General features: G+C 67.6%; 17 protein-coding genes and 1 tRNA gene. 8 read left to right on the top strand and 10 right to left on the bottom strand.

Annotated features, from left to right (window positions below; genetic code table 11):
- Positions 1–90 precede the first annotated feature (90 nt).
- Both tbsP and C2R22_RS12665 read left to right on the top strand, forming a co-directional pair.
- Positions 91–915, top strand: a complete 825-nt coding sequence (gene tbsP, locus C2R22_RS12660; RefSeq protein WP_103426076.1) for a transcriptional regulator TbsP — start codon at positions 91–93, stop codon at positions 913–915.
- Positions 916–958: 43 nt separating this feature from the next.
- Positions 959–2662: a YcaO-like family protein gene (locus tag C2R22_RS12665; protein ID WP_103426077.1), complete on the top strand. Its 1704-nt coding sequence runs from the start codon at positions 959–961 to the stop codon at positions 2660–2662.
- A 412-nt stretch (positions 2663–3074) separates the two neighbouring features.
- On the opposite strand, the gene C2R22_RS12670 is transcribed toward C2R22_RS12665, so the two are convergent.
- The 3 genes from C2R22_RS12670 to C2R22_RS12680 form a co-directional block, all read right to left on the bottom strand.
- Positions 3075–4214 (bottom strand): DUF63 family protein, encoded by a 1140-nt coding sequence (locus C2R22_RS12670; RefSeq protein WP_103426078.1) that lies wholly within the window; start codon positions 4212–4214, stop codon positions 3075–3077.
- Positions 4215–4309: 95 nt separating this feature from the next.
- Positions 4310–4777: an Lrp/AsnC family transcriptional regulator gene (locus C2R22_RS12675; RefSeq protein ID WP_245902752.1), complete on the bottom strand. Its 468-nt coding sequence runs from the start codon at positions 4775–4777 to the stop codon at positions 4310–4312.
- Positions 4770–5585 carry an inositol monophosphatase family protein gene (locus C2R22_RS12680; protein ID WP_103426079.1) on the bottom strand — a complete coding sequence of 272 codons (816 nt, stop codon included), beginning with the start codon at positions 5583–5585 and terminating at the stop codon, positions 4770–4772. The genes C2R22_RS12675 and C2R22_RS12680 overlap by 8 nt, the downstream gene beginning before the upstream one ends.
- A 68-nt stretch (positions 5586–5653) precedes the next feature.
- On the opposite strand from C2R22_RS12680, the gene C2R22_RS12685 reads away from it, so the two are divergent.
- A complete protein-coding gene (locus C2R22_RS12685) occupies positions 5654–6007 on the top strand; it encodes a hypothetical protein (RefSeq protein WP_103426080.1) in 354 nt (117 codons plus the stop codon).
- A gap of 1127 nt (positions 6008–7134) precedes the next feature.
- Here C2R22_RS12685 and C2R22_RS12690 read toward each other — a convergent pair.
- The 3 genes from C2R22_RS12690 to C2R22_RS12700 all read right to left on the bottom strand — a co-directional run bounded on the left by C2R22_RS12690 (position 7135) and on the right by C2R22_RS12700 (position 10624).
- Entirely contained in the window at positions 7135–7989 is an 855-nt protein-coding gene (locus C2R22_RS12690; protein WP_103426081.1) for a sensor histidine kinase, read from the bottom strand.
- Complete coding sequence (locus tag C2R22_RS12695) at positions 7887–10316, bottom strand: PAS domain S-box protein (protein WP_103426082.1); 2430 nt, start codon at positions 10314–10316, stop codon at positions 7887–7889. Before C2R22_RS12695 ends, C2R22_RS12690 begins: the two co-directional genes overlap by 103 nt.
- 224 nt (positions 10317–10540) lie before the next feature.
- Positions 10541–10624 (bottom strand) — tRNA-Leu (locus C2R22_RS12700).
- A 115-nt stretch (positions 10625–10739) separates the two neighbouring features.
- Between C2R22_RS12700 and C2R22_RS12705 the strand changes: the two genes are divergently transcribed.
- From C2R22_RS12705 to C2R22_RS12715, 3 genes are all read left to right on the top strand, one after another.
- Entirely contained in the window at positions 10740–11231 is a 492-nt protein-coding gene (locus C2R22_RS12705) for a DUF309 domain-containing protein (RefSeq protein WP_103426083.1), read from the top strand.
- Positions 11232–11417: 186 nt separating this feature from the next.
- Positions 11418–12092, top strand: coding sequence for a DUF7344 domain-containing protein (locus C2R22_RS12710; protein WP_103426084.1), 675 nt, complete (start codon positions 11418–11420; stop codon positions 12090–12092).
- Positions 12093–12164: 72 nt separating this feature from the next.
- The gene (locus C2R22_RS12715; protein WP_103426085.1) at positions 12165–12980 is read left to right on the top strand and encodes a M14 family metallopeptidase; all 816 of its coding nucleotides are present in this window, start codon (positions 12165–12167) and stop codon (positions 12978–12980) included.
- A 7-nt stretch (positions 12981–12987) separates the two neighbouring features.
- Here the strand turns inward: C2R22_RS12715 and C2R22_RS12720 are convergent, their stop codons facing one another.
- The 4 genes from C2R22_RS12720 to C2R22_RS12735 form a co-directional block, all read right to left on the bottom strand.
- The gene (locus tag C2R22_RS12720; protein ID WP_162562473.1) at positions 12988–13560 is read right to left on the bottom strand and encodes a cupin domain-containing protein; all 573 of its coding nucleotides are present in this window, start codon (positions 13558–13560) and stop codon (positions 12988–12990) included.
- Between the two features lie 14 nt (positions 13561–13574).
- Complete coding sequence (locus tag C2R22_RS12725) at positions 13575–14024, bottom strand: UPF0179 family protein (protein WP_103426087.1); 450 nt, start codon at positions 14022–14024, stop codon at positions 13575–13577.
- A gap of 88 nt (positions 14025–14112) precedes the next feature.
- The gene (locus C2R22_RS12730; protein ID WP_103426088.1) at positions 14113–15060 is read right to left on the bottom strand and encodes a 3-hydroxyacyl-CoA dehydrogenase family protein; all 948 of its coding nucleotides are present in this window, start codon (positions 15058–15060) and stop codon (positions 14113–14115) included.
- Between the two features lie 71 nt (positions 15061–15131).
- The gene (locus C2R22_RS12735) at positions 15132–16544 is read right to left on the bottom strand and encodes a sodium-dependent transporter (protein ID WP_103426089.1); all 1413 of its coding nucleotides are present in this window, start codon (positions 16542–16544) and stop codon (positions 15132–15134) included.
- Positions 16545–16941: 397 nt separating this feature from the next.
- Here C2R22_RS12735 and C2R22_RS25080 point away from each other — a divergent pair, with 397 nt between their 5' ends.
- Together C2R22_RS25080 and C2R22_RS12740 are read left to right on the top strand one after the other, a co-directional pair.
- A complete protein-coding gene (locus C2R22_RS25080; RefSeq protein WP_162562474.1) occupies positions 16942–17091 on the top strand; it encodes a hypothetical protein in 150 nt (49 codons plus the stop codon).
- Between the two features lie 6 nt (positions 17092–17097).
- Positions 17098–18465 carry a glycine cleavage T C-terminal barrel domain-containing protein gene (locus tag C2R22_RS12740; protein WP_173862803.1) on the top strand — a complete coding sequence of 456 codons (1368 nt, stop codon included), beginning with the start codon at positions 17098–17100 and terminating at the stop codon, positions 18463–18465.
- The last annotated feature ends 38 nt before the right edge of the window (positions 18466–18503 follow it).

Below are 18503 nucleotides of genomic sequence, written 5' to 3' on the forward strand. Positions count from 1 at the left end.
CTTACAAGGCCATTGAAATACCCAGAAGGCGCCATACCGTGATAGTCTGTATGCGGTAAGATTAAATAGACACGGTCCGATATTTGTACTATGGTTATTGCCTCAAATTTAATCGCGGAGGGGATTGAGGAGATCCTGTACGAGGTACTCTCGGCGGGAGAGTCGGAACTCCTCGTGGCTAACCCGACGGCCGACGTGCTCGAATCGCTCGTCTCCGTCGCAACACACTTCGATGGGGAACTCCCGACGGTCCGAGTCATCGCCGACGAACCGTTGCTGAAGGACGTCGTCGACGACTTCATCGTGGCGAGCAACGCCGCCGACCTCGTCGAGGAAGGCGTCCTCTCGCTCACGACCGGCGGCGTCGACGACCAGAACTCGCTCATCGTCACCGAGCACGCCGTCCTCTCGCTCGTCACCACCGACGAGCAGGTCGCCGCGCTGGTGACCGACGACGAGGAGTTCGTCGCTTCGGCGTACGAGACGTACACGACGGCCTGGGAGGAGGCACCGGAGTTCAAGCTCCGGACGCCTTCTATCTCCGTCGTCCGGGAGTCGCTCGCGACCGAACTCTCCGAGGACGTTCAGACGGACTTCGACACCGTGCTCTCGTCGCTGCAGACCGCACGCGGCGACGGCCAGGGGCTCGACGAGGTGACCATCAGCCTCCTCGTCGCCGCGAAGAACGACATCCTCCTCTACGACATCTCGAAGTGGGGCGAGGACATCGGCATCGCGTCGAAGGCGACGTTCTCGCGGACGAAGACCAAGCTCGAAGACCTCGGCCTCGTCGACACCGAGAAGGTGCCCATCGACGTCGGTCGCCCGCGGCTTCGACTGAAGCTCGGCGACGACCGCCTCCGACAGGCCGACGCCGACCAGCTCGCTGGCGTCGCACAGAGCCTCCTGACGTAGACGGAACCCCCGCGCTTTTCTGCCCCTCCCCCGACGTTCGCGTATGAACGTCGGACTCGTCGGCACGGGCCCCGCTGCGGACGCGGCCCGTGCCGCCTTCGAGGACATCGACGCGACCGTGACGACGGACGCCGACGCGCTCTCGGGGACGGACCTCACGGTTGTCGTCGCTCCCGCCGGGGCCGAGCAGTTCACTCGGGCCGACGACGTCTGTGACCGACTCGTCGCCTGTGAGGTCGGCGGCGTCGGCGGTCACGCGCTCGAAGGCGTCGACGCGGCCGTGTCGGTGTTCACCCCCGACTCCGCCCGCTTCTCGGACCTCTCTCTCCGCGTCGCGTCGACGGTCGACGACTCGGACTCGCGCCCGACCGGCGACCGAAGCGCCGTTCGGTTCGCGGGAGCGGTCGCGGGGCGGCGTGCGGTCCGGCTCCTCGCGGGGGAACCGATCGGTGGCACCGTCGTCGAGATTCCGGGAGCGGAGCGACGGTTCCTCCCGGTCCCCGACGGGTCGCGTGACCGGACGCTCGACCGCTCGTGGCGGTCGGTCCCGCTCGACGACGCCCTCGACCGTGCGGAGCGAGCGATGGACGACCGGGTCGGCCTCCTCACCCAGGTCGGCGAACGCGAGTCGTTTCCGATCCCGTACTACCTGGCTGGAACCGCCGACACGACGACGTACAGCGACGCCCGTGCGGCGGCGTTCGCCGCCGGGGCCGACCCCGACTGGGACCGGGCGTTCATGAAGGCGCTCGGTGAGGGACTCGAACGGTACTGCGCCGGCGTCTACCGGTACTCGGAGTTCGTCGTCGCCCCGGAGACGAACCGCGCGCGTCCGGTCTCGCCCGCACGGTTCGCCCGTCCCGACGGCTATCGACAGGTCGACCGCGAGGAGCGCATCGCCTGGGTCGAAGGCGAACACCTCGCGACGGGCGAGCAGGTCTCCCTGCCCGCGGAGTTCGTCCACTACCCGCCCCCCGACGAGCGGCACAAGCCGGCGATCACGACCGGGCTGGGGCTCGGAAACTCCGGCGCCGAAGCGCTGCTCTCGGGGCTGTACGAGGTCGTCGAGCGCGACGCGACGATGCTCGCGTGGTACTCGACGTTCGACCCGCTCGGGCTCGACGTCGACGACGACCGGTTCGAGACGCTGGTCAAACGCGCGCGGGCCGAGGAGTTGGACGTGACGCCGCTGCTCGTGACACAGGACGTCGACGTGCCCGTGGTCGCTGTCGCGGTCCACCGCGACCCGGAGCGGGAGTCGGACGAGGCCTGGCCCCGGTTCGCAATGGGTTCGGGGGCCGACCTCGATCCGGTCGCCGCCGCACGGAGTGCGCTCGCCGAAGCGCTCCAGAACTGGATGGAGTTGCGGTCGATGGGTCCCGAACGGGCGGCCGACGAGAAAGCCGCTATCGGTGACTACGCCGAGTTTCCCTCGCACGCCCGGCGATTCGTCGAGTGCGACGCAACCGTTCCTGCGGCGTCCGTCGGCCCCGATCCGCTTCCCGAAGGCGAGGCCGAACTGGCGGCGGCCGTCGACCGCGTGACCGACGCCGGGCTGGACGCCTACGCCGCGCGGACGACGACGCGCGACGTCGCGGAACTGGGGTTCGAGGCCGTCCGCGTCCTGATCCCGGAGGCGCAGCCGCTCTTCACGGGCGAGCCGTTCTTCACCGAACGGGCCGAGACCGTTCCCGAGGAGTTAGGATTCGAGCCACGACTCGACAGGGAGTACCATCCCTACCCCTAGAGGGAAGGCGAGCAGGCGGCACCGTCTCGCTCCCGCGGAGGACGGTGTGCCGCACAACCGCGTGACGTCCCCCGGCGACTCTCAGCGCACAGCCGCCCTGGCCGCGGCATCGTACCTATATCCACGGACCGCTCCGGAGCGTGTGGTATGACTCCCCCGCGAATAGCTGTGGATTGATTTCCACGACGACGTCGTCGGTGCAGTCGATGCCACACTCGGACACGACTGCGCCAACGGAATCGTCGACGCGGTGGGGACGGACCGCGTGACGGTCGAACACGTCTGTTCGGGGGAATCACCGGTCGCGTGCTCCGTCACTCGACAGTCCCCGTCTTCGTGGTGCCGACCCACACCGACCGACGTTTCGAGACCGCTGACAGTCGGTGAACGGCGGCCCGGCGGCCGCGACTGGCTACACGCCCAGTGTCGCCCGGAGCATGTCGCGCGTCCCGGGGCCGAGGCCCACGGCGAGGACGGCGACGAGCAGCAGCATCGTGTAGCGCGGCGACTCCTCGAAGACGCCCTCCTCGAAGACCCAGACGACGAACGTCGCGGCGACGAGTTTCACGAGGAGGAACGGCCACGCGTCGCCCGTCACGGCCAGAATCGAGGGGGGAAGCGTCGACGCGGTGAAGTCGACGACGAACTGGTTCACCGGGTGTTTGGGGACGAGGTTCGGACCGGCCCCGAGCGCCGTCATCCAGTCGAGACCGATGACGTTGGCGACGCCGTCGACCGCGTGACCCCAGATGACGACGAGGCCGATGTACCCGGTGCCGGCGTTGACGTGGGGGGCGAACCGCTCGACGAGCGCCCAGGTCGCGAGCGCGGCGAGCGTCGCCCCGACGAGCATCGTGAGGATGACCTGCGGGTAGAACGTGACGCTGTTGCTGCCGGTCACGGCGAGGGACGCGAGGTACGCGAGCGTGAGTCCGAGGACGACGACGCCCAGCACGAAGAGGGGTCGCTGGTAGTCGTCGACGCTCCCCTGTCGTTCGAGGAGCACGGCGACGACGACGGCGACGAGCGTCACGGCGAAGACGGTGAAGTAGATGACGGGGCTGATGAACAGCGTGTTGAGTGGGTAGGAGATGAGCGCGTCCGCGGTTCCGGGCGTGTCGTTCGCGTCCTCGACGACGCGGAGGGCGCCGCCGAAGAAGACGAACGGGATGAGCGCGTAGAAAAAGCGCCGTTCGCGCCCGATGTCGAGGCGGCGCATGAGGAACACCACGCCCGTGAGGGCGATGAGCAGGGTGACCATGTAACCGACCTCGGAAACGAGCGTGTAGCCGGGGTACGCCACCACGCCCGTCGCGGCCTCACACGCCGAGGCGCTCCCGAGATACTCGGTTCCCGCGGCGGTCCGCACCGCACAGACGGCCGACTGGGCGTCGGCCTCGACCGGCCCCCAGAAGTACTGCCAGACGAATCTGTCGTAGACGACGCGGGGGAACGCGACCGACCCGCCGACGAGCGCGGCGGCCAGGACGGCCACCAGCGCACCCCACAGTCGTTCGGGGTCGAGTCCGACGCGGTCTGAGACCGTTGCCATGTGATGGAATCCGGCACGCGCCGATTAATACCCTTCTGGTCTCGTGCGCTTCGCGCACCCCTCAGAGCCACTGTCGACCGCCACCGAGGGTCCGCTCAGACCGGCAACACCGGGTCGTCGTGTTCGGTCCCGAGGACGACCATCGTGTACGACCGCCCGAACCCTTCGACCCCGGCGACGTTGTCGAACAGCAGTTCCCTGAGCCCCTCCGTGTCCTCGGCGTAGACGCGGATGAGCACGTCCCAGTCTCCCGTAGTGAGGTGGACCTCCTGGACGCCCTCCACGTCCCGAAGGTGGTCGACGAACCCCTCGACGGCGTCCTCGCGGCTCTGTTCGATGCGAAGGCCGACGAACGCCGACGTGCTGTACCCAACCTTCTGGGCGTTGACCTTCGCGTGGTAGCCCTCGATGACGCCCGCCTCCTTCAGCCGAGAGACCCGGTCGTGGACGGTCGCCGACGACATGTCGATCTGCCTGGCGATCTCGCTGAACGGCGTCCGCGCGTCCGCCTGGAGCGCGCGCAGGATGGCCCGGTCGGTGTCGTCGAGGTCGACCTCAGTCACGGGCCACCGCCTCGATTTCCGCGGCGGTCGCGAGCAGGTCGTCGTGTATCTCGCCGTTCGACGCGACCAGTCCGTGGGAGTCGTGCCGCCAGGGGTCGCCGTGGACGTCCGTGACAGTCCCGCCTGCGAGACGGATCAGGTGGACGCCGGCGACCGTGTCCCACGGGTTCGCGTAGACGTTCGTGACGATGCCGTCGACGGCACCGGCCGCGAGCATCGCCAGCGTCACCTGTGCGCTGCCCACCCGTCGAAGGTCGCCGAAGCGTTCGACGATTTCGCGGCAGGCGACGGCGTACTCGTCTCTCCGCTCGCGCCCCCACCACATCGTCGGCAGGACCGAACACGCCTCGGGGTCCGTCCGCGTGCTGACCGAGACGGGGTCGCCGTTCCGGGTCGCCCTCTCCCCGTCGCCGACGTAGACGTCGTCGAGTTCCGGCGCGGCTATCGCCGAGGCGACTGGTTCGCCGTCACGCACCGCCGCGACGGCCGTACACCACACCTGAAACCCCCTGACGAAATTGTTCGTCCCGTCGATGGGGTCGATGACCCACGTCGGGCCCTCCTCCGGCACCGACTTGAGTTCGTCCTCCTCCTCGCCGACGATGGCGTTCGCCTCGTACGCCGAGTGGATGCAGTCGATGACCCGCGCCTGTGCGTCTCGGTCGGCCTGGGTGACCACGTCGGTCTTCTCGCCTTTCGTCTCGACGGGGATGTCCCGTCGGAACCCGCCAGCGGCGACGGCAGCGCCGACGCGGGCGGCCTGTTCTGCGACGTGCGCCCGCGCCGCCGCGTCCGAGTCAGTCTCCATACGGGCCTGGCTCACCCCACCCAAGTATAGGCGTCGGCTTTTTGTTCCGCGGACGAGAGAACCGGCACGTGTCAGACCCGGGTGAAGACGGCAGCGAGGACGGACGCGACGACCGCGTCGAGGACGACACCGGCAACGACCGCGTCGGCGACGCGGGTCCTGCCGACCTCCCGGCCGACGTCGAGGCCGCGCTGACGCAACTGCTCGCGGAGGCCGCCGCTGCCGCCCGGCACCGCGACGTCGACGACGTCGTCGCCATCGTCGACACGGTCGAGACCGTCACCCGGGACAAGGTGCCTGCGGGGTTCGTCCGCGAGCGACTGCGCTACGGTTGCCGGCGGGTCGACCGACTCGTCGCCGACGAACCGCTCGTCGCGGCGGAGTATCTCGAAGCGATGGAGCGACTCGTCGACGAGGGCTGAGAGCGCGTGCTTGGAACGGTAGTTCGGTTCGTTTCGGTAAAAGTACGGGGGAGACGCTGTCGTTCGTCTCCTCCTGTCGAGAGCGAAAAGCCGCAATTTGGACCCGGCCGGGAGACGTTGTCCACGGTCCGTACGGCCCGTTCGACTTGCCCCGGATTCCGGATATCCGGGTACGTCGACTTCCCGAACCCCGCTTTCGCGTCGTCCGGTACTTGGCCTTCTCGCCGCCCTGTCGAACGTGCTCGGCCCGGTTCGGTTGGTGTTTTCCCCGGGCCTCACGACCTTTCTCGACCCCGGAGGGTCGACTTCGCGGGACCCGCTCTCGCGTGACCCCGGTACTCGGTCTTCCGCCGTTCTGCGATCGGATTCGGCCCAGTTCGGTTGGTGTGTTCCCTGGACCTGACGACCTTTCTCGGCTCCGAAGAGCCGATTTCGCGGTTCCCGCTCTCGCGTGAACCGCTACTTGGTCTTCTCCCGTTCCGTGAGCGGTTTCGGAGCGCTTCGGTCTGCGTGTTGTCCACGCTCCTTACGGCCCGTTCGGCTGCCGCCGAGTTCTCGGGCCCCGCTTGCGCGTGGCCCGGTACTTGGCCTTGTCCCGCTGTCGGAGTCGGAGTCGGATCGGTTCGGTTTGGTGTTGTCCCCGATCCTCTCGGCCAGTTCGACTGCCGTCGAGTTCACGGGCCCCGCTCTCGCGTGACCCGCTACTTGGCCTTCCGCCGTTCGCTGAACGGACACGGACTGGTTGTGGATTCCCCAGTCCTTACGGCCAGTTCGACTGCCGTCGAGTTCGCTCGGACCGCTTTCGCGTTCCTCGCTACTTGGCCTTCACACCGTTCGTGGGACGGTTCTGGACCCCTTCGGTTCTCCGTCGGCGCGTTGACCTCGATTCCCTGTTACAGGACGCTCGGTTGTTGCCCCGACACCGTATCCGTCTGTTCGACGGGTCCGGTCGTCCGGTGAGTCCTTGCCGCTTTTCGCGGACTTTCTGATATGGTACCAACCCACATAAACATTTCGTTCGAGAAACAGGTTGCCGCGACCGGTCGGACAGCCCCGAATTCCGCGCTGACGAGGCGGGGCGGTTCGTACCCGAGGGACCTTCCGTGACGGCCGCTCCGTCGGAGACCTCAGTCGGCGAGGTGGAACGTGAACCGCGCCCCGCCGAGGGTACCCTCGGAGAGAGCCACGTCCCACTCGTGGGAGGTCGCGATGGCCTTGACGATGTCGAGGCCGAGGCCCGTGCCCTCACGACTCGTCGAGTAGCCGCTCTCGAACACTTGGTCGCGCCGGTCGGGGTCGATACCCGGCCCGTCGTCCTCGACGAAGAACGCGCGCGGAGCCCCGTCGTCTTCGACGTGACCCACTCGGACAGTCACCGTCGAGTCGTCGGAGCCGTCTGTGGGGCTGTGCTCCGCGCTACCGTCAGAACGCGGCGTGTTCTGACTGTTCGTCGAGCCGTGTTCCACGCTATCCCCGCGAGCCTGCGAGCGGGGAGTAGTCGAACCGTGTTCGACCGAATTCCGAAACAGGTTCTCGAACAGCCGCTGGAGCCGTTTCTCGTCCGCGTCTACGCGCAGCGTCGTCTCCACCACGAGGCGCGCGTCGGCGGTGTCGACGGAGTCCCACGCGCGCCGGGCAATGTCGGTGACGGCGACCTCGGACACGTCCGGCGCTTCCGTTCCCTCGCGGGCGAGCGTCAGCACGTCGTCGACGATCGCCTCGATCCGGTCGAGCGCGTTCCCGACGCGGTCGAGCGAGCCGTCGTCGCCGTCGATACGCTCGCGGGCGAGGTCGAGGTGACCCTGTGCGACCTGCAGGGGGTTGCGCAGGTCGTGTGAGACGACCGAAGCGAACTCGTCGAGGCGCTCGTTCCGCTCTTTCAGTTCGCGTTTTCGCGCCTTCCGCTCCGTGATGTCGCGGATGGCCCCGCGGTCCCCTGGAACTCCTCGTCGAACGGGAGCAACGCGATGTGGTTCTCGCACCTGACGCGCGTGCCGTCGGCGCGCACGAGGTCGAGTTCGACGGTGTCGTTCGTCCGTTCGTCGTCGCGCAGGAGGTCGCGAATGAGCGCCTCGCTCCGTTCGACGTCCGCTTCGGGGACGAGCAGCCCCATGTGCTCGCCGAGCAGCGCCTCGGTGTCGTACCCGGTCATCGACTCGAACGCCTCGTTGACGTAGGTGATGTACCCCGCGGCGTCGAGGGTGTACACCGGATCCCCCGTGCTCTCGACGACGGTCCGGTACCGTTCGAGGTCGCGCTCGCGGCGCTTCCGCGACGTGATGTCCACGTAGATGCCGTACGCCATCGGGACGTCGTCGTCGCCGCGGAACGGCACAGAGCGGAAGAGGAACTCACGCGGCCCCTCCGCCGTGAGTCGGCGGACCTCCGCCTCGACTGGTTCGCCCACGCTCGACCGCTCGTTGAACTGTGTCGCGACGTCGTGCTCGTCCGGCGGCACGATGTGGTCGTCGAGCGCGTCGCCCCGGATGGTCGCCTCGTCGAGCCCGAACACGCGCTCGAACGCCGGGTTGACGCGGTCGATGCACGCGCGGGACCCCTCGAAGCGCACGCGGACGACCGGTTCGCCCGAACTCTCGAAGAACGCGGCGAGGAGGTCCCGCTCTCGGCGGAGCCGTTCGTCCGACCGAACCCGCGAGAGAGATACGCGGACGTGCATCGCGAGCAGTTCGGCCAACTCTTGGTCGCTTCCGTCGAACGCGTTCGGCTTCTCGGCGACCGCCTGGAAGACGCCCCAATCGCCGAGCGGGACGGTGAGCAACGACGGGAACGGACAGGGCTGGTGGACGTCATCGTGCCGTCGGGTGTCGTCGACGACGATGGACTCCCCGGTGCGGTACGCCCGGCCCGCGACGCCGACGCCGGTCGACAGGGCGCTCTTGGCGCTCGGGAAATCGTCTGACTGCGCGACCCGTTCGAGTCGGCCGTCCCGGTGCTGTGCGAAGAGACACCGGTCGAAGGCGATAACGTCGCACGCACAGCGAACGGCGACGTCGAGGACCTCGTCGACGCGCTCGCAGGTCTGAAACTCCATCACCGAGCCGTGGAGGGCACGGACGACGTTGCGGTTCGCCTCCAGTTCGCGTTCGCGCCGCGTCCGGGAGACGGCCGTCTCGACCGTCGTCGCCAGCAACTGGAGGCAGTAGATGTCGAAGTCGTCGAAGCCGGCCGTGGCCTCCCGTACCGCGAGCAGTCGCCCCTCGCCGACCGCGACGTAGACCCCGGGATCGACATCGACTGCCGGCGCGTCCGTGTGTTCGTCCTCGACGACGACGGGGTCCGACGCCGCCTCGGCCCGCTCGAACAGTGCACGCAGGGCCGCGTCGGTCTCGGCTCGCGCCCCCGCGGCTGAAGGCGCAGAGACCGTGCGGACGCTCGCGTTCTCCTCGTCGGCGAGCGCGTACAGCGCCGCCTCGTCGAACCCCAGCACCGTCTCGGTCAGTTCCACCGCACGGGTCGCGATCTCCTCGACGGTGTCACACGAGAGGAGGTCTCGCGCTCCGGTGTAGAGGTCCGCGAGGACCTGCTCACGGCGGCGGAGCGTCGTCACGTCCCGCCAGTAGATGGAGAGTCCGTCCTCGGCGGGGTACGCGCGGATGTCGAGCCACCGGCCCGGGTTCGTGAGCGACTCCGCCTCGAACGACACCGGTTCCTGGGTGCGTAACGCGTTCCGGTACTCCTCGTGGAAGCGTGCGGCGTCGTTCGCCGGGAGCGAGCGGAGGTCGCGGCCGAGCAGGTCCTCGACGGGCGCACCGAGGAACGACGCCCCGCGATCGTTGACGTACGTGATGCGCCAGTCGTTGTCGATGGAGAGGAACGAGTCAGTGATGCGATCGAACGTCTCGTGGAGGCGGTCGACCGTATCCTGACTCCGTGCGGAAGCCTGCGCCCGTTCGACGGCGTTCTCGACGCGGTTCGCGAGCACGTCGTACTGCTCGCGCCCGCCGCGCTTCTGGACGTAGTCGGTGACCCCCGCGGAGATGGCCTCGGCGGCGATCTCCTCGTTCCCCTTGCCCGTGAACAGGATGAACGGCACCGCCGGATCGATAGCGCGTACCTCCGAGAGGAGGCCGAGTCCGTCGGTCCCGGGCATGTCGAAGTCCGAGACGACACAGTCCACCTCGCCGTCCCGCACCCGACCGAGCGCCGCTTCCGTGTCCGTCTCCGGGACGACGTCGAACGGTCCCGCCCGCTGAAGAAACTCCGCAGTCAGCGAGAGGTAGTCGGGGTTGTCGTCGAGGTGAAGCACGCGAATCTCTTCGGCGTCTCGACAGTTCTGGATACGGCTCACGGCGAATCGATGGATAATCCCCGACGGCGTGGCGTAAAAAGAGTGGGCACCCGGTTCTCAGTGGTGATAGACGAGCGTCAGAAACCGTCTGAACCGTGTCGGACTCTCGACTCGGACGTCCCACGGTCCTTCGGATGCTCCGTGCTCGCTGACGCTGTGTGCGACTGGCAGGGTTCAAATCCACCCGTATGCGTCGCTCTGCTCACTACCGTTCCCAGAAGCGATGCGAGGGGAGGGATTTGAACCCACGGACTCCTACGAGAGCGGATCTTGAGTCCGCCGCCTTTTCCAGACTCGGCCACCCTCGCGCGGTACGTCGGTACCTCGCCGTGACGGTTTAAATCACCGGTTTGCTCCCGCGTTCGACGCTGGCGGCCGGGCGACCGACAGGTTCAGGCCGCGGTCGACTGTACTCGGTATCGAATGGACGACCACACACGCGACCCGAGTGTCGCCCCGCCGCTCGGCAACCCGACGGGGTGGCACCGTGACCGTCGGCAGTGGGAACACGCGACGCTCCGGCGCGCCACCGAACACGGCGTACGCCTGTTCAACGCCGGGGAGTACCACGCCTCCCACGACTGTTTCGAGGACGAGTGGTACAACTACGGGTCGGGGACGACCGAGAGCGCGTTCCTCCACGGGATGGTCCAGGTCGCCGCGGGCGCGTACAAACACGTCGACTTCGAGGACGACGCCGGCATGCGGTCGCTGTTCGAGACGGCGCTTTCGTATCTGCGCGGGACCCCACACGACTTCTACGGTGTCGACGTCGCCGACGTACGGGAGCGACTCGACGCGGCGCTGTCGGACCCGGCGGCGCTCGACGGCTGGCGGATCACTCTCGACGACCACCAACCCGAGGCGTATCCCGCCGACTACGACTACGTCGAGCGCCTCGAACACGACCACTGAGCCCGTCTGTACCATAAATATCCATCGGACAGTTGTTACGATTATGCTGACGTTCCCTAAAAATACAGTATCTAGAAAATTTATATATCTGGGACGTATTTGACAAGCCGTTCAGAGACACACGTTCGCGGCCCAGTCCGACGTGCGGGACGGTCGCTGCGAGCCGTGCTCCGATCGTCTACACCCATGACCCCAGAGATCACCACAGACCCCCTCGACGATCTGGATGCGACCGAATCGGACCCGACCGTCGTCACCGCCCCCGAATCCGAGAACGGGACGGAGTCGGTCGTCGCGGTCGTCCCGGACGACGTCGAACCCGAACTGGCGAGGGATACGCTGTTCGAACTGTTGAAGAACCAGCGCCGCCGGGACGCGCTCCACTTCCTGAAGGAGAACGACGGCTGGGCGACGCTGTCGGACATGGCCGAACACATCGCGGCGAAGGAGAACGACCTGCCCATCGAGGGGATCAACTCGAAGCAGCGCAAGCGGGTCTACATCGGCCTCTACCAGTGCCACCTGCCGAAGATGGCCGAGGCGGGCGTCGTCGAGTACGACAAGAACCGCGGGACGATTCAGTTGAACGACCTCGCCGCGCAGTTGTACCCGTACCTCGACATCGAGGGGGCCGACGCCCTGACGACCGGTTCGGACGTCGCCGACTCGACGACCGACGCCGAAGGCGGGCTGACCGCCGGCGTCCCGGCCGAGTCGTCCGCGCTCGCCGGCATCGGTGTGGCGGCACTCGCTGGCGTCGCCGGCGTCCCCGGGTTCGAACTCCTCTCGCCCGCGCTGTGGGCCGTGGTCTGCGCCGTCTCGATGCTCCTCGTCGCCGCGCTCCCCGCCGTTCGCGACTGACTCGTTCGTCTCGACCCGTATTTCGACGTCGATTCCGAACCGATTTCCGTTCAGAACACGCACCGTGTGACGATGCGAATCTACGAACTCGGGGAGGGGACACCCGAGATCGCGGTCGTCGGCGGCATTCACGGCGACGAACCCTGCGGCCCGGTGGCTATCGAGCGACTCGTCGCCGAGTCCCCGCCGGTCCGCCGTCCGGTGAAACTCGTCGTCGCCAACGAGGAGGCGCTCGACGCGGGCGTCCGGTATCTCGACGAGGACCTCAACCGGGCGTTCCCGGGCGACCCTGACGCGGACTCCCACGAGCGCCGGCTCGCCGGACATCTCGCTCGCGAACTCCGCGGCTGTACGACGCTCTCGCTGCACTCGACGCAGTCGTTCGCCGAGCCGTTCGCCCTCGTCGACCGCGTCGACGCCGTCACCCGCGCCATCTGTCCGCGGCTCCCCATCGACGTCGTCGTCGAGACCGACCGGTTCACCGGCGGTCGCCTCATCGAGCACGCCCACACCGTCGAGGTCGAGTGCGGTCTGCAGGGGACGGACGAGGCCGCCGAGAACGCCTACGCGCTCGTCCGCGCGTTCCTCGACGCGACGGACGTCCTCGACGCGGACGACGAACGGTTCCCGAGCGCGTCCCGCGCGACCGCCCACGAGGACGGGGAGGTGACGGTCTACCGCCTCCTCGACCAGATCCCGAAGACGCCCGACGGCAACCACGAGGTGTTCGCCGCGAACTTCGAGGCGGTCGAGGAGGGCGAGTCGTTCGCCGCGACCGACGGCTCCTCGCTGGTGGCCGACCGCCACTTCTACCCCGTCTTGCTCTCGCCGTACGGCTACGAGGACATCTTCGGCTACGTCGCCGAGCGCGTCGGCGCGCTCTCGTAAGCCCACGTCAGCGACGCAGGTACTCGAGGTACACCGAGTCGTATCCGAGGAGTCGTCCGACCGGCGAGAGCAGCGCGACCCCCCGTTTCTGTACCCACACCGGGACGCGAGCGAGGTAGAGCATGTCGTCGTACCGCCCGATGAGCGGCGCGAGTCGAAACGGGTTCAGCGGCATCCCCGACGGCGTCGAGTAGCCGTCGCGGGCGAGTCCGTACGTGACGCGCATGAACTCCTCGGTGCGGAGCGCGGGTCTGACCTCGCCGACGACGTGAAGCGCGTCGGGACCGGCGTTCCAGAAGCGGTGCGGGGTGCCCTTCGGAATCGTCACCGACTCACCGACCGAGAGCACGCGTCGGTCGCCGTCGACGACGACGCCGAGGCGTCCCGAGACGACTTCGAGGTCCTCGTCCTGTTCGGGGTGGACGTGGAGCATCGGGCCGTGCGAATCCGCCAGGAGCCACATGTCGAAGCGAAAGCGCCGGCCGTCGGTGTCTGTGGCCGACTCCAGTACCCGAACCCGCTTGCCGCTCGGCGGACAGTCGATGACGCACGGGTCGTCAGGGCTGGGTGGTTCGGTCACGGCCTGCGCCCCGGTCACTCCTCCGGCGGCTCGATTTCGACGAGGGTGAGAGAGCGGTCGAGAAGGCAGAAGTCGTGCGGCGGGTCGCCGTGGACCGTCTGGATGCGGTACTCCGTGTCGAACTCCGCGCCGTCGGGGACGCAGTAGGGGTGACTGGGGCACTCCGTGTGCGGGCACGGCCCGGGGAGCTTCGCCTTGCTCCCGGCGTACGCGCCCTTGGAGGCGACGTTCACCGTGATCGACGCGGGTTCGACCTCGACCGCGCGGACGCCGACGTCGTGGACGGCGCAGTCGAGCGTCTGTGCGTTCTCGCGGACGTCGACGACGCGATACCGCGTGTCCTCGGAGAGGTTGAGACACTGCTGCCGGTAGGGGCAGCCCTCGCACGCGGTCGATTCCCCCTCGTAGACGAACTCCTGGCCCTCCCTCGCGAGCCGGGAGCCGACGAGCGTGACCTGTGACATGGCTCCACGTTCGCCACGGGCTCTGTTAAGTGTCGCGACGGGACCTCGTGAGTGTAGCAGCGACACCCACGTGTCACGTGACTCCCGCTCAGTCGCGCTCCGTCTCCTCATCGAGCGCCCGCTGAATCGCGGCCACCCGCTCGTCCCGTCGTCGCGTCACCGTTTCAGGGGGCTCGTCGTAGTCGAAGAAGCCCGCGCCGGCGTCGATGCCGGTCCGCCCCGACTCGACACGCTCGCACATCGTGTTCTGAGGCGCATCGGCGTTCGAGAGAGCGGGGAACAGCCCCTCGGCGATGGTTCCGAAGAGGTCCAGCCCGGCGATGTCCATCGTCTCGAACGGTCCGATTGCCGCCGTGCGGGTGGCGTATCCGTCCCTGACCGCACGGTTGACGTCCTCGACGCTCGCGACGCCCTCCTCGACGATGTGGAGACACTCTCGAACCACCGCGAACTGCACGCGGTTCCAGACGAACCCCGGGACGTCTCTCTCCACGAGGACGGGGTCGCGGTCGACGCGTTCGACGAACGAACGGAGTCGGGCGACCGTCTCGTCGGAGGTGCCCGTGCCGCGGACGATTTCCACGGGCCGGAGCAGATAGGGCGGGTACCACCAGTGACAGCCCGCGACGCGCGCGGCGTCGTCGGGAACCGCCTCGGCGATGGCGTCGATGGAGAGCCCCGAGGTGTTCGAGGCGAGGACGGCGTCCGACGTCGCTTCCGCCAGCCGAGAGAACAGGTCGCGCTTCGCGTCGAGGTCCTCGGAGATGGTCTCGACGACCACGTCGGCATCGGCGACGCCCGCCGCGAGGTCGAGCGTGCAGTCGACCCCGTCGAGCACCTCGTCCGGGTCGGCGTCGGCCAATCCCTCGCTCGCGAGGAACGCGCTCGCCTCGCGGATGCGGTCGCGCGCGGCGTCGAGGTTCGCCTGCCGGTGGTCGACGAGCGTCACGTCGAGGCCCGCGAGCGCACAGTGAACGGTCAGTCCGTGGCCCATCGCCCCGGCACCGACGACTGAGAGGTCGGTTACGTCGTGCATACCGGCCCGTCGACGGCCGGAGTGATGGGTGTTCGCCCCGGTCGTGGTTGGGTTCACCCCGACCTCGTGGGTCAGACGACGGAGTTCGAAGAGCGGAGACCGAAGAACGCGGCGAGACCGACGGCGACCGCGGCTGCGACGGTGGGCCAGAAGCCGACGTGCGTGTCGAGACCGAGGCTCGTCAGCAGCGTGAAGACGAGAAAGAGCGGGAGGACGACGCCGACGGCGAAGAGCCACGCCGGCCCCAGGGACGAGGCGAAGTCGCCGGCGCCGCGGCGGAACTCTTCGAGGGCGTCCTTCCCGAGCACCCAGCCGACGAACAGCAAGAATGCGGCGAGCCCCGCGGTGAGCAGGCGGTCGACGAGCGTCACGGCGAACAGTTGGAACACGGCCGAATCGAGCGCGTTCGCCGCGCCCGTGACGGCGAACACCGCGAGGGCGACGGCGACGGCTCGGCGTCGGTCGAGGCCGAACTCGTCGACGAGGAACGAGACGGGGATTTCGAGCATCGATATCGACGAGGAGAGCGCGGCGAGGGCGACGACGCCGAAGAAGGCGCTGGCGACGAGCGTGCCGACGGGCAGGCGGGCGAACGCGCCCGCGATGGAGACGAACAGCGCGCCGGGACCGGGCGAACCGGGGTCGACGCCGAGCGAGAACAGGAGGGGGAAGACGACGAGGCCGGCGAGCACGCCCACGAGGGTGTTGAGGACGGCGATGGCACCGGCGTCGAACGGGAGCGAGCGGTCCTCGCCCAGATACGACGCGTAGGTGATCATCGTCCCCGCGCCGAGCGAGAGGGTGAAGAGCGCCTGACCCGCCGCCGGCCCGAGGATCGAGAGGAAGTTTCGTTCGAGCGTCGAGAGGTCGAACGAGAGGTAGAAGGCGTAGCCCGCGGCCGCGTCGGGCTGGGTCGCCGCCCACGCGGTGAGGGCGACGAGGAGCAGGAACACGAGGGGCATCATCACCGTCGTGCCGAGTTCGATACCCTTCCTGACGCCGCCGAGGACGACGACGGCGGTGAGGCCGAGGAAGACGAGGTGGTACGCGAGGGCGTCGACTCCCGTCGAGGCCGCGCCGAAGTACGCGCCGGGTTCGGTCGCGTAGGGGAGCGGGCCGCCGGCGAGTGCGAGGAGGCTCTCGACGAAGTAGCGGAGTATCCACCCGCCGACGACCGAGTAGAAGGAGAGCAAGACGAGCGCGGTCAGGACGGAGAGGCCGCCGACGACCGCCCACCCTCTCGACCCCGAGAGGTCACGCAGCGCGCCCACCGGGTTCCGCTTCGCGCGCCGACCGATGACGAACTCGCCGACGAGGCCCGGGACGCCGACGGCGAGGACGACGAGCAGATAGACGAGCAGGAAGGCGCTGCCGCCGTTTTCGGCCGTGACCCACGGGAATCGCCAGATGTTTCCCAGCCCCACGGCGCTCCCGACGGCCGCGAGGATGAACCCGACCCGGGTCGCCCACGTCTCACGTGTCATTACCTCCCGATGGCCGAAGCGCGCTCAAATGGGTTACGGACCGAGAAACCCTCAACGACCGAAGATAACGGTTTTCGGTCGGCGAAACGGCTTCGTTGCTGGTGAGACGATTGTGAAACGACCGGCTCGGCGAGGAACCGTCACCGGGCCGGACGTCCCTGACCTCCGCAGGCGTCGGAGTCGAGTACGGTTCGGTTCGTCGAAATCGATGGGAGAGAACACTTCCCGAGGTCGTGCTGAATGCGCCGCACGAGTCGAGTCGTTCTCGTCAGCCTCACCGCTCTCACCCAGCGAGGGACACGGGGTGAAGAGTCCACGGACTCCTCCGAACCCGGTATAAAGGGGTTATACGAATAAGCTGCAAACCGATGCGGTCACGGGTCGTTCACCCGGTCGTATGACAGCGAGAACCCGTGCCGACGACCGAGACAGAGCGACCGAACCCGAACTCTACCTCCCCGCCGGCATCACCTCACCGGTCGAAACCAGTCGGTTCGAGCGCCTCTGGGGACGGCTGTTCGACCACGGCGTAGAGCCACCGAGATAGAGAGCAATGTCTGAAAACCCACACCACCCGAACCACCCCAGCGTCGACCAGTCGGACCGCACCGTTCCCAGAAATCTGCGTCAAACAGGCGACGCGGACATCGACCTCGTAATCTCGAACCGGGCCAGAAAGTCACCGTTCTGGCACCTCTCCGTCGAGGAAGGCTGTCACGAGGCGACGGTGTACAACCACATGTATCACCCTCGGGCGTACATCGACCCCGAGGACGGGGGGTCGGAAGCCGAGTACGACCTGCTGGTCAACCACGTCGCGCTGTGGGACGTCGCGGTCGAGCGCCAGATTCGTGTCGAGGGGCCCGACGCCGAGGCGTTCGTCGACTACGTCATCACGCGGGACGCGACAGACATCGAGCCGATGCGTGGCAAGTACGCCATCTGCTGCAACGAGGACGGCGGCATCCTCAACGACTTCGTCCTGTTGCGACCCGACGACGACGAATTCTGGTTCTCCATCGCCGATTCGGACCTGATACAGTGGTTGCAAGGGGTCACGGTCGGGAACGACTTCGAGGTCGACATCGACGAAATCGACGTCTCGCCGATGCAGGTCCAGGGCCCGAAATCGCCCGACGTGATCGAGTCGCTCATCGACGACGCGGTCGAAGACGTGCCGTACTACGGACTGTTGGAAGCGACTATCAACGACGTCCCGGTGTTGGTGAGCCAAACGGGCTTCTCCGGAGAGGCGGGGTTCGAGATATACGTCCGCGAGGCGACCACGAACGCCGAAGCAGTGTGGGACCCGGTACTCGAAACGGTCAAAGACCACGGCGGTGCCGCGACGCCAGTGAACGGTCGTCGACGGATCGCTGCCGGAATCCTGTCGTTGGGGCAGGACATGGACCGCGAGACGTCGCCGTTCCAGGTCAACCTCGGCTATCAGGTCCCCGACGACAAGGACGGTGACTACGTCGGCAAAGCAGAACTGGAGCGCCAGAAGGAAGCCATCGCAGACGGCGAGTTTCCGTTCACGCACAAACTGGTCGGCCTGAAGATGGCAGGCGAACCGATTCTGGAGTGGGCCTCGGACTTCTGGCTCATCTCGGACCCGGAGACGGGCGACGAGTGTGGCTACCTGACGTCGGCGGGGTGGAATCCGGACCTCGGGGCCAACATCGGGCTTGGGTTCGTGCCAGCGGCGACACTGCAAGCCGCGACCGACGTCCCGCTCGACGACTCGATATACGACGCGGACCTCGACCTGGAGTTCGAGGTACATCTCCCGGACGAGTACGCCGAGGAACCCGGCGAACCCGTCTATGCGACGCTGGCGAAGGTTCCGTTCAAAGAGTCGGTCAATCCCAGTGCTCGCGAACAGGCGAAGATTCACGCCAGGGACGACGTGGACGAGTGAGCGTCGTTTCTCCGAAGCCGACTTACGAGGGACGCAGC

It is taken from the genome of Salinigranum rubrum (assembly GCF_002906575.1).
GTDB classification, from domain to species: Archaea; Halobacteriota; Halobacteria; order Halobacteriales; family Haloferacaceae; genus Salinigranum; species Salinigranum rubrum.

Coding starts and splice junctions, on each gene's coding strand:
- tbsP (WP_103426076.1), top strand. CDS start 91: ATGGTTATTGCCTCAAATTTAATCGCGGAGGGGATTGAGGAGATCCTG.
- C2R22_RS12665 (WP_103426077.1), top strand. CDS start 959: ATGAACGTCGGACTCGTCGGCACGGGCCCCGCTGCGGACGCGGCCCGT.
- C2R22_RS12670 (WP_103426078.1), bottom strand. CDS start 4,214: ATGGCAACGGTCTCAGACCGCGTCGGACTCGACCCCGAACGACTGTGG.
- C2R22_RS12680 (WP_103426079.1), bottom strand. CDS start 5,585: ATGGAGACTGACTCGGACGCGGCGGCGCGGGCGCACGTCGCAGAACAG.
- C2R22_RS12705 (WP_103426083.1), top strand. CDS start 10,740: ATGGACGACCACACACGCGACCCGAGTGTCGCCCCGCCGCTCGGCAAC.
- C2R22_RS12710 (WP_103426084.1), top strand. CDS start 11,418: ATGACCCCAGAGATCACCACAGACCCCCTCGACGATCTGGATGCGACC.
- C2R22_RS12715 (WP_103426085.1), top strand. CDS start 12,165: ATGCGAATCTACGAACTCGGGGAGGGGACACCCGAGATCGCGGTCGTC.
- C2R22_RS12725 (WP_103426087.1), bottom strand. CDS start 14,024: ATGTCACAGGTCACGCTCGTCGGCTCCCGGCTCGCGAGGGAGGGCCAG.
- C2R22_RS12730 (WP_103426088.1), bottom strand. CDS start 15,060: ATGCACGACGTAACCGACCTCTCAGTCGTCGGTGCCGGGGCGATGGGC.
- C2R22_RS12735 (WP_103426089.1), bottom strand. CDS start 16,544: ATGACACGTGAGACGTGGGCGACCCGGGTCGGGTTCATCCTCGCGGCC.
- C2R22_RS25080 (WP_162562474.1), top strand. CDS start 16,942: ATGACAGCGAGAACCCGTGCCGACGACCGAGACAGAGCGACCGAACCC.
- C2R22_RS12740 (WP_173862803.1), top strand. CDS start 17,098: ATGTCTGAAAACCCACACCACCCGAACCACCCCAGCGTCGACCAGTCG.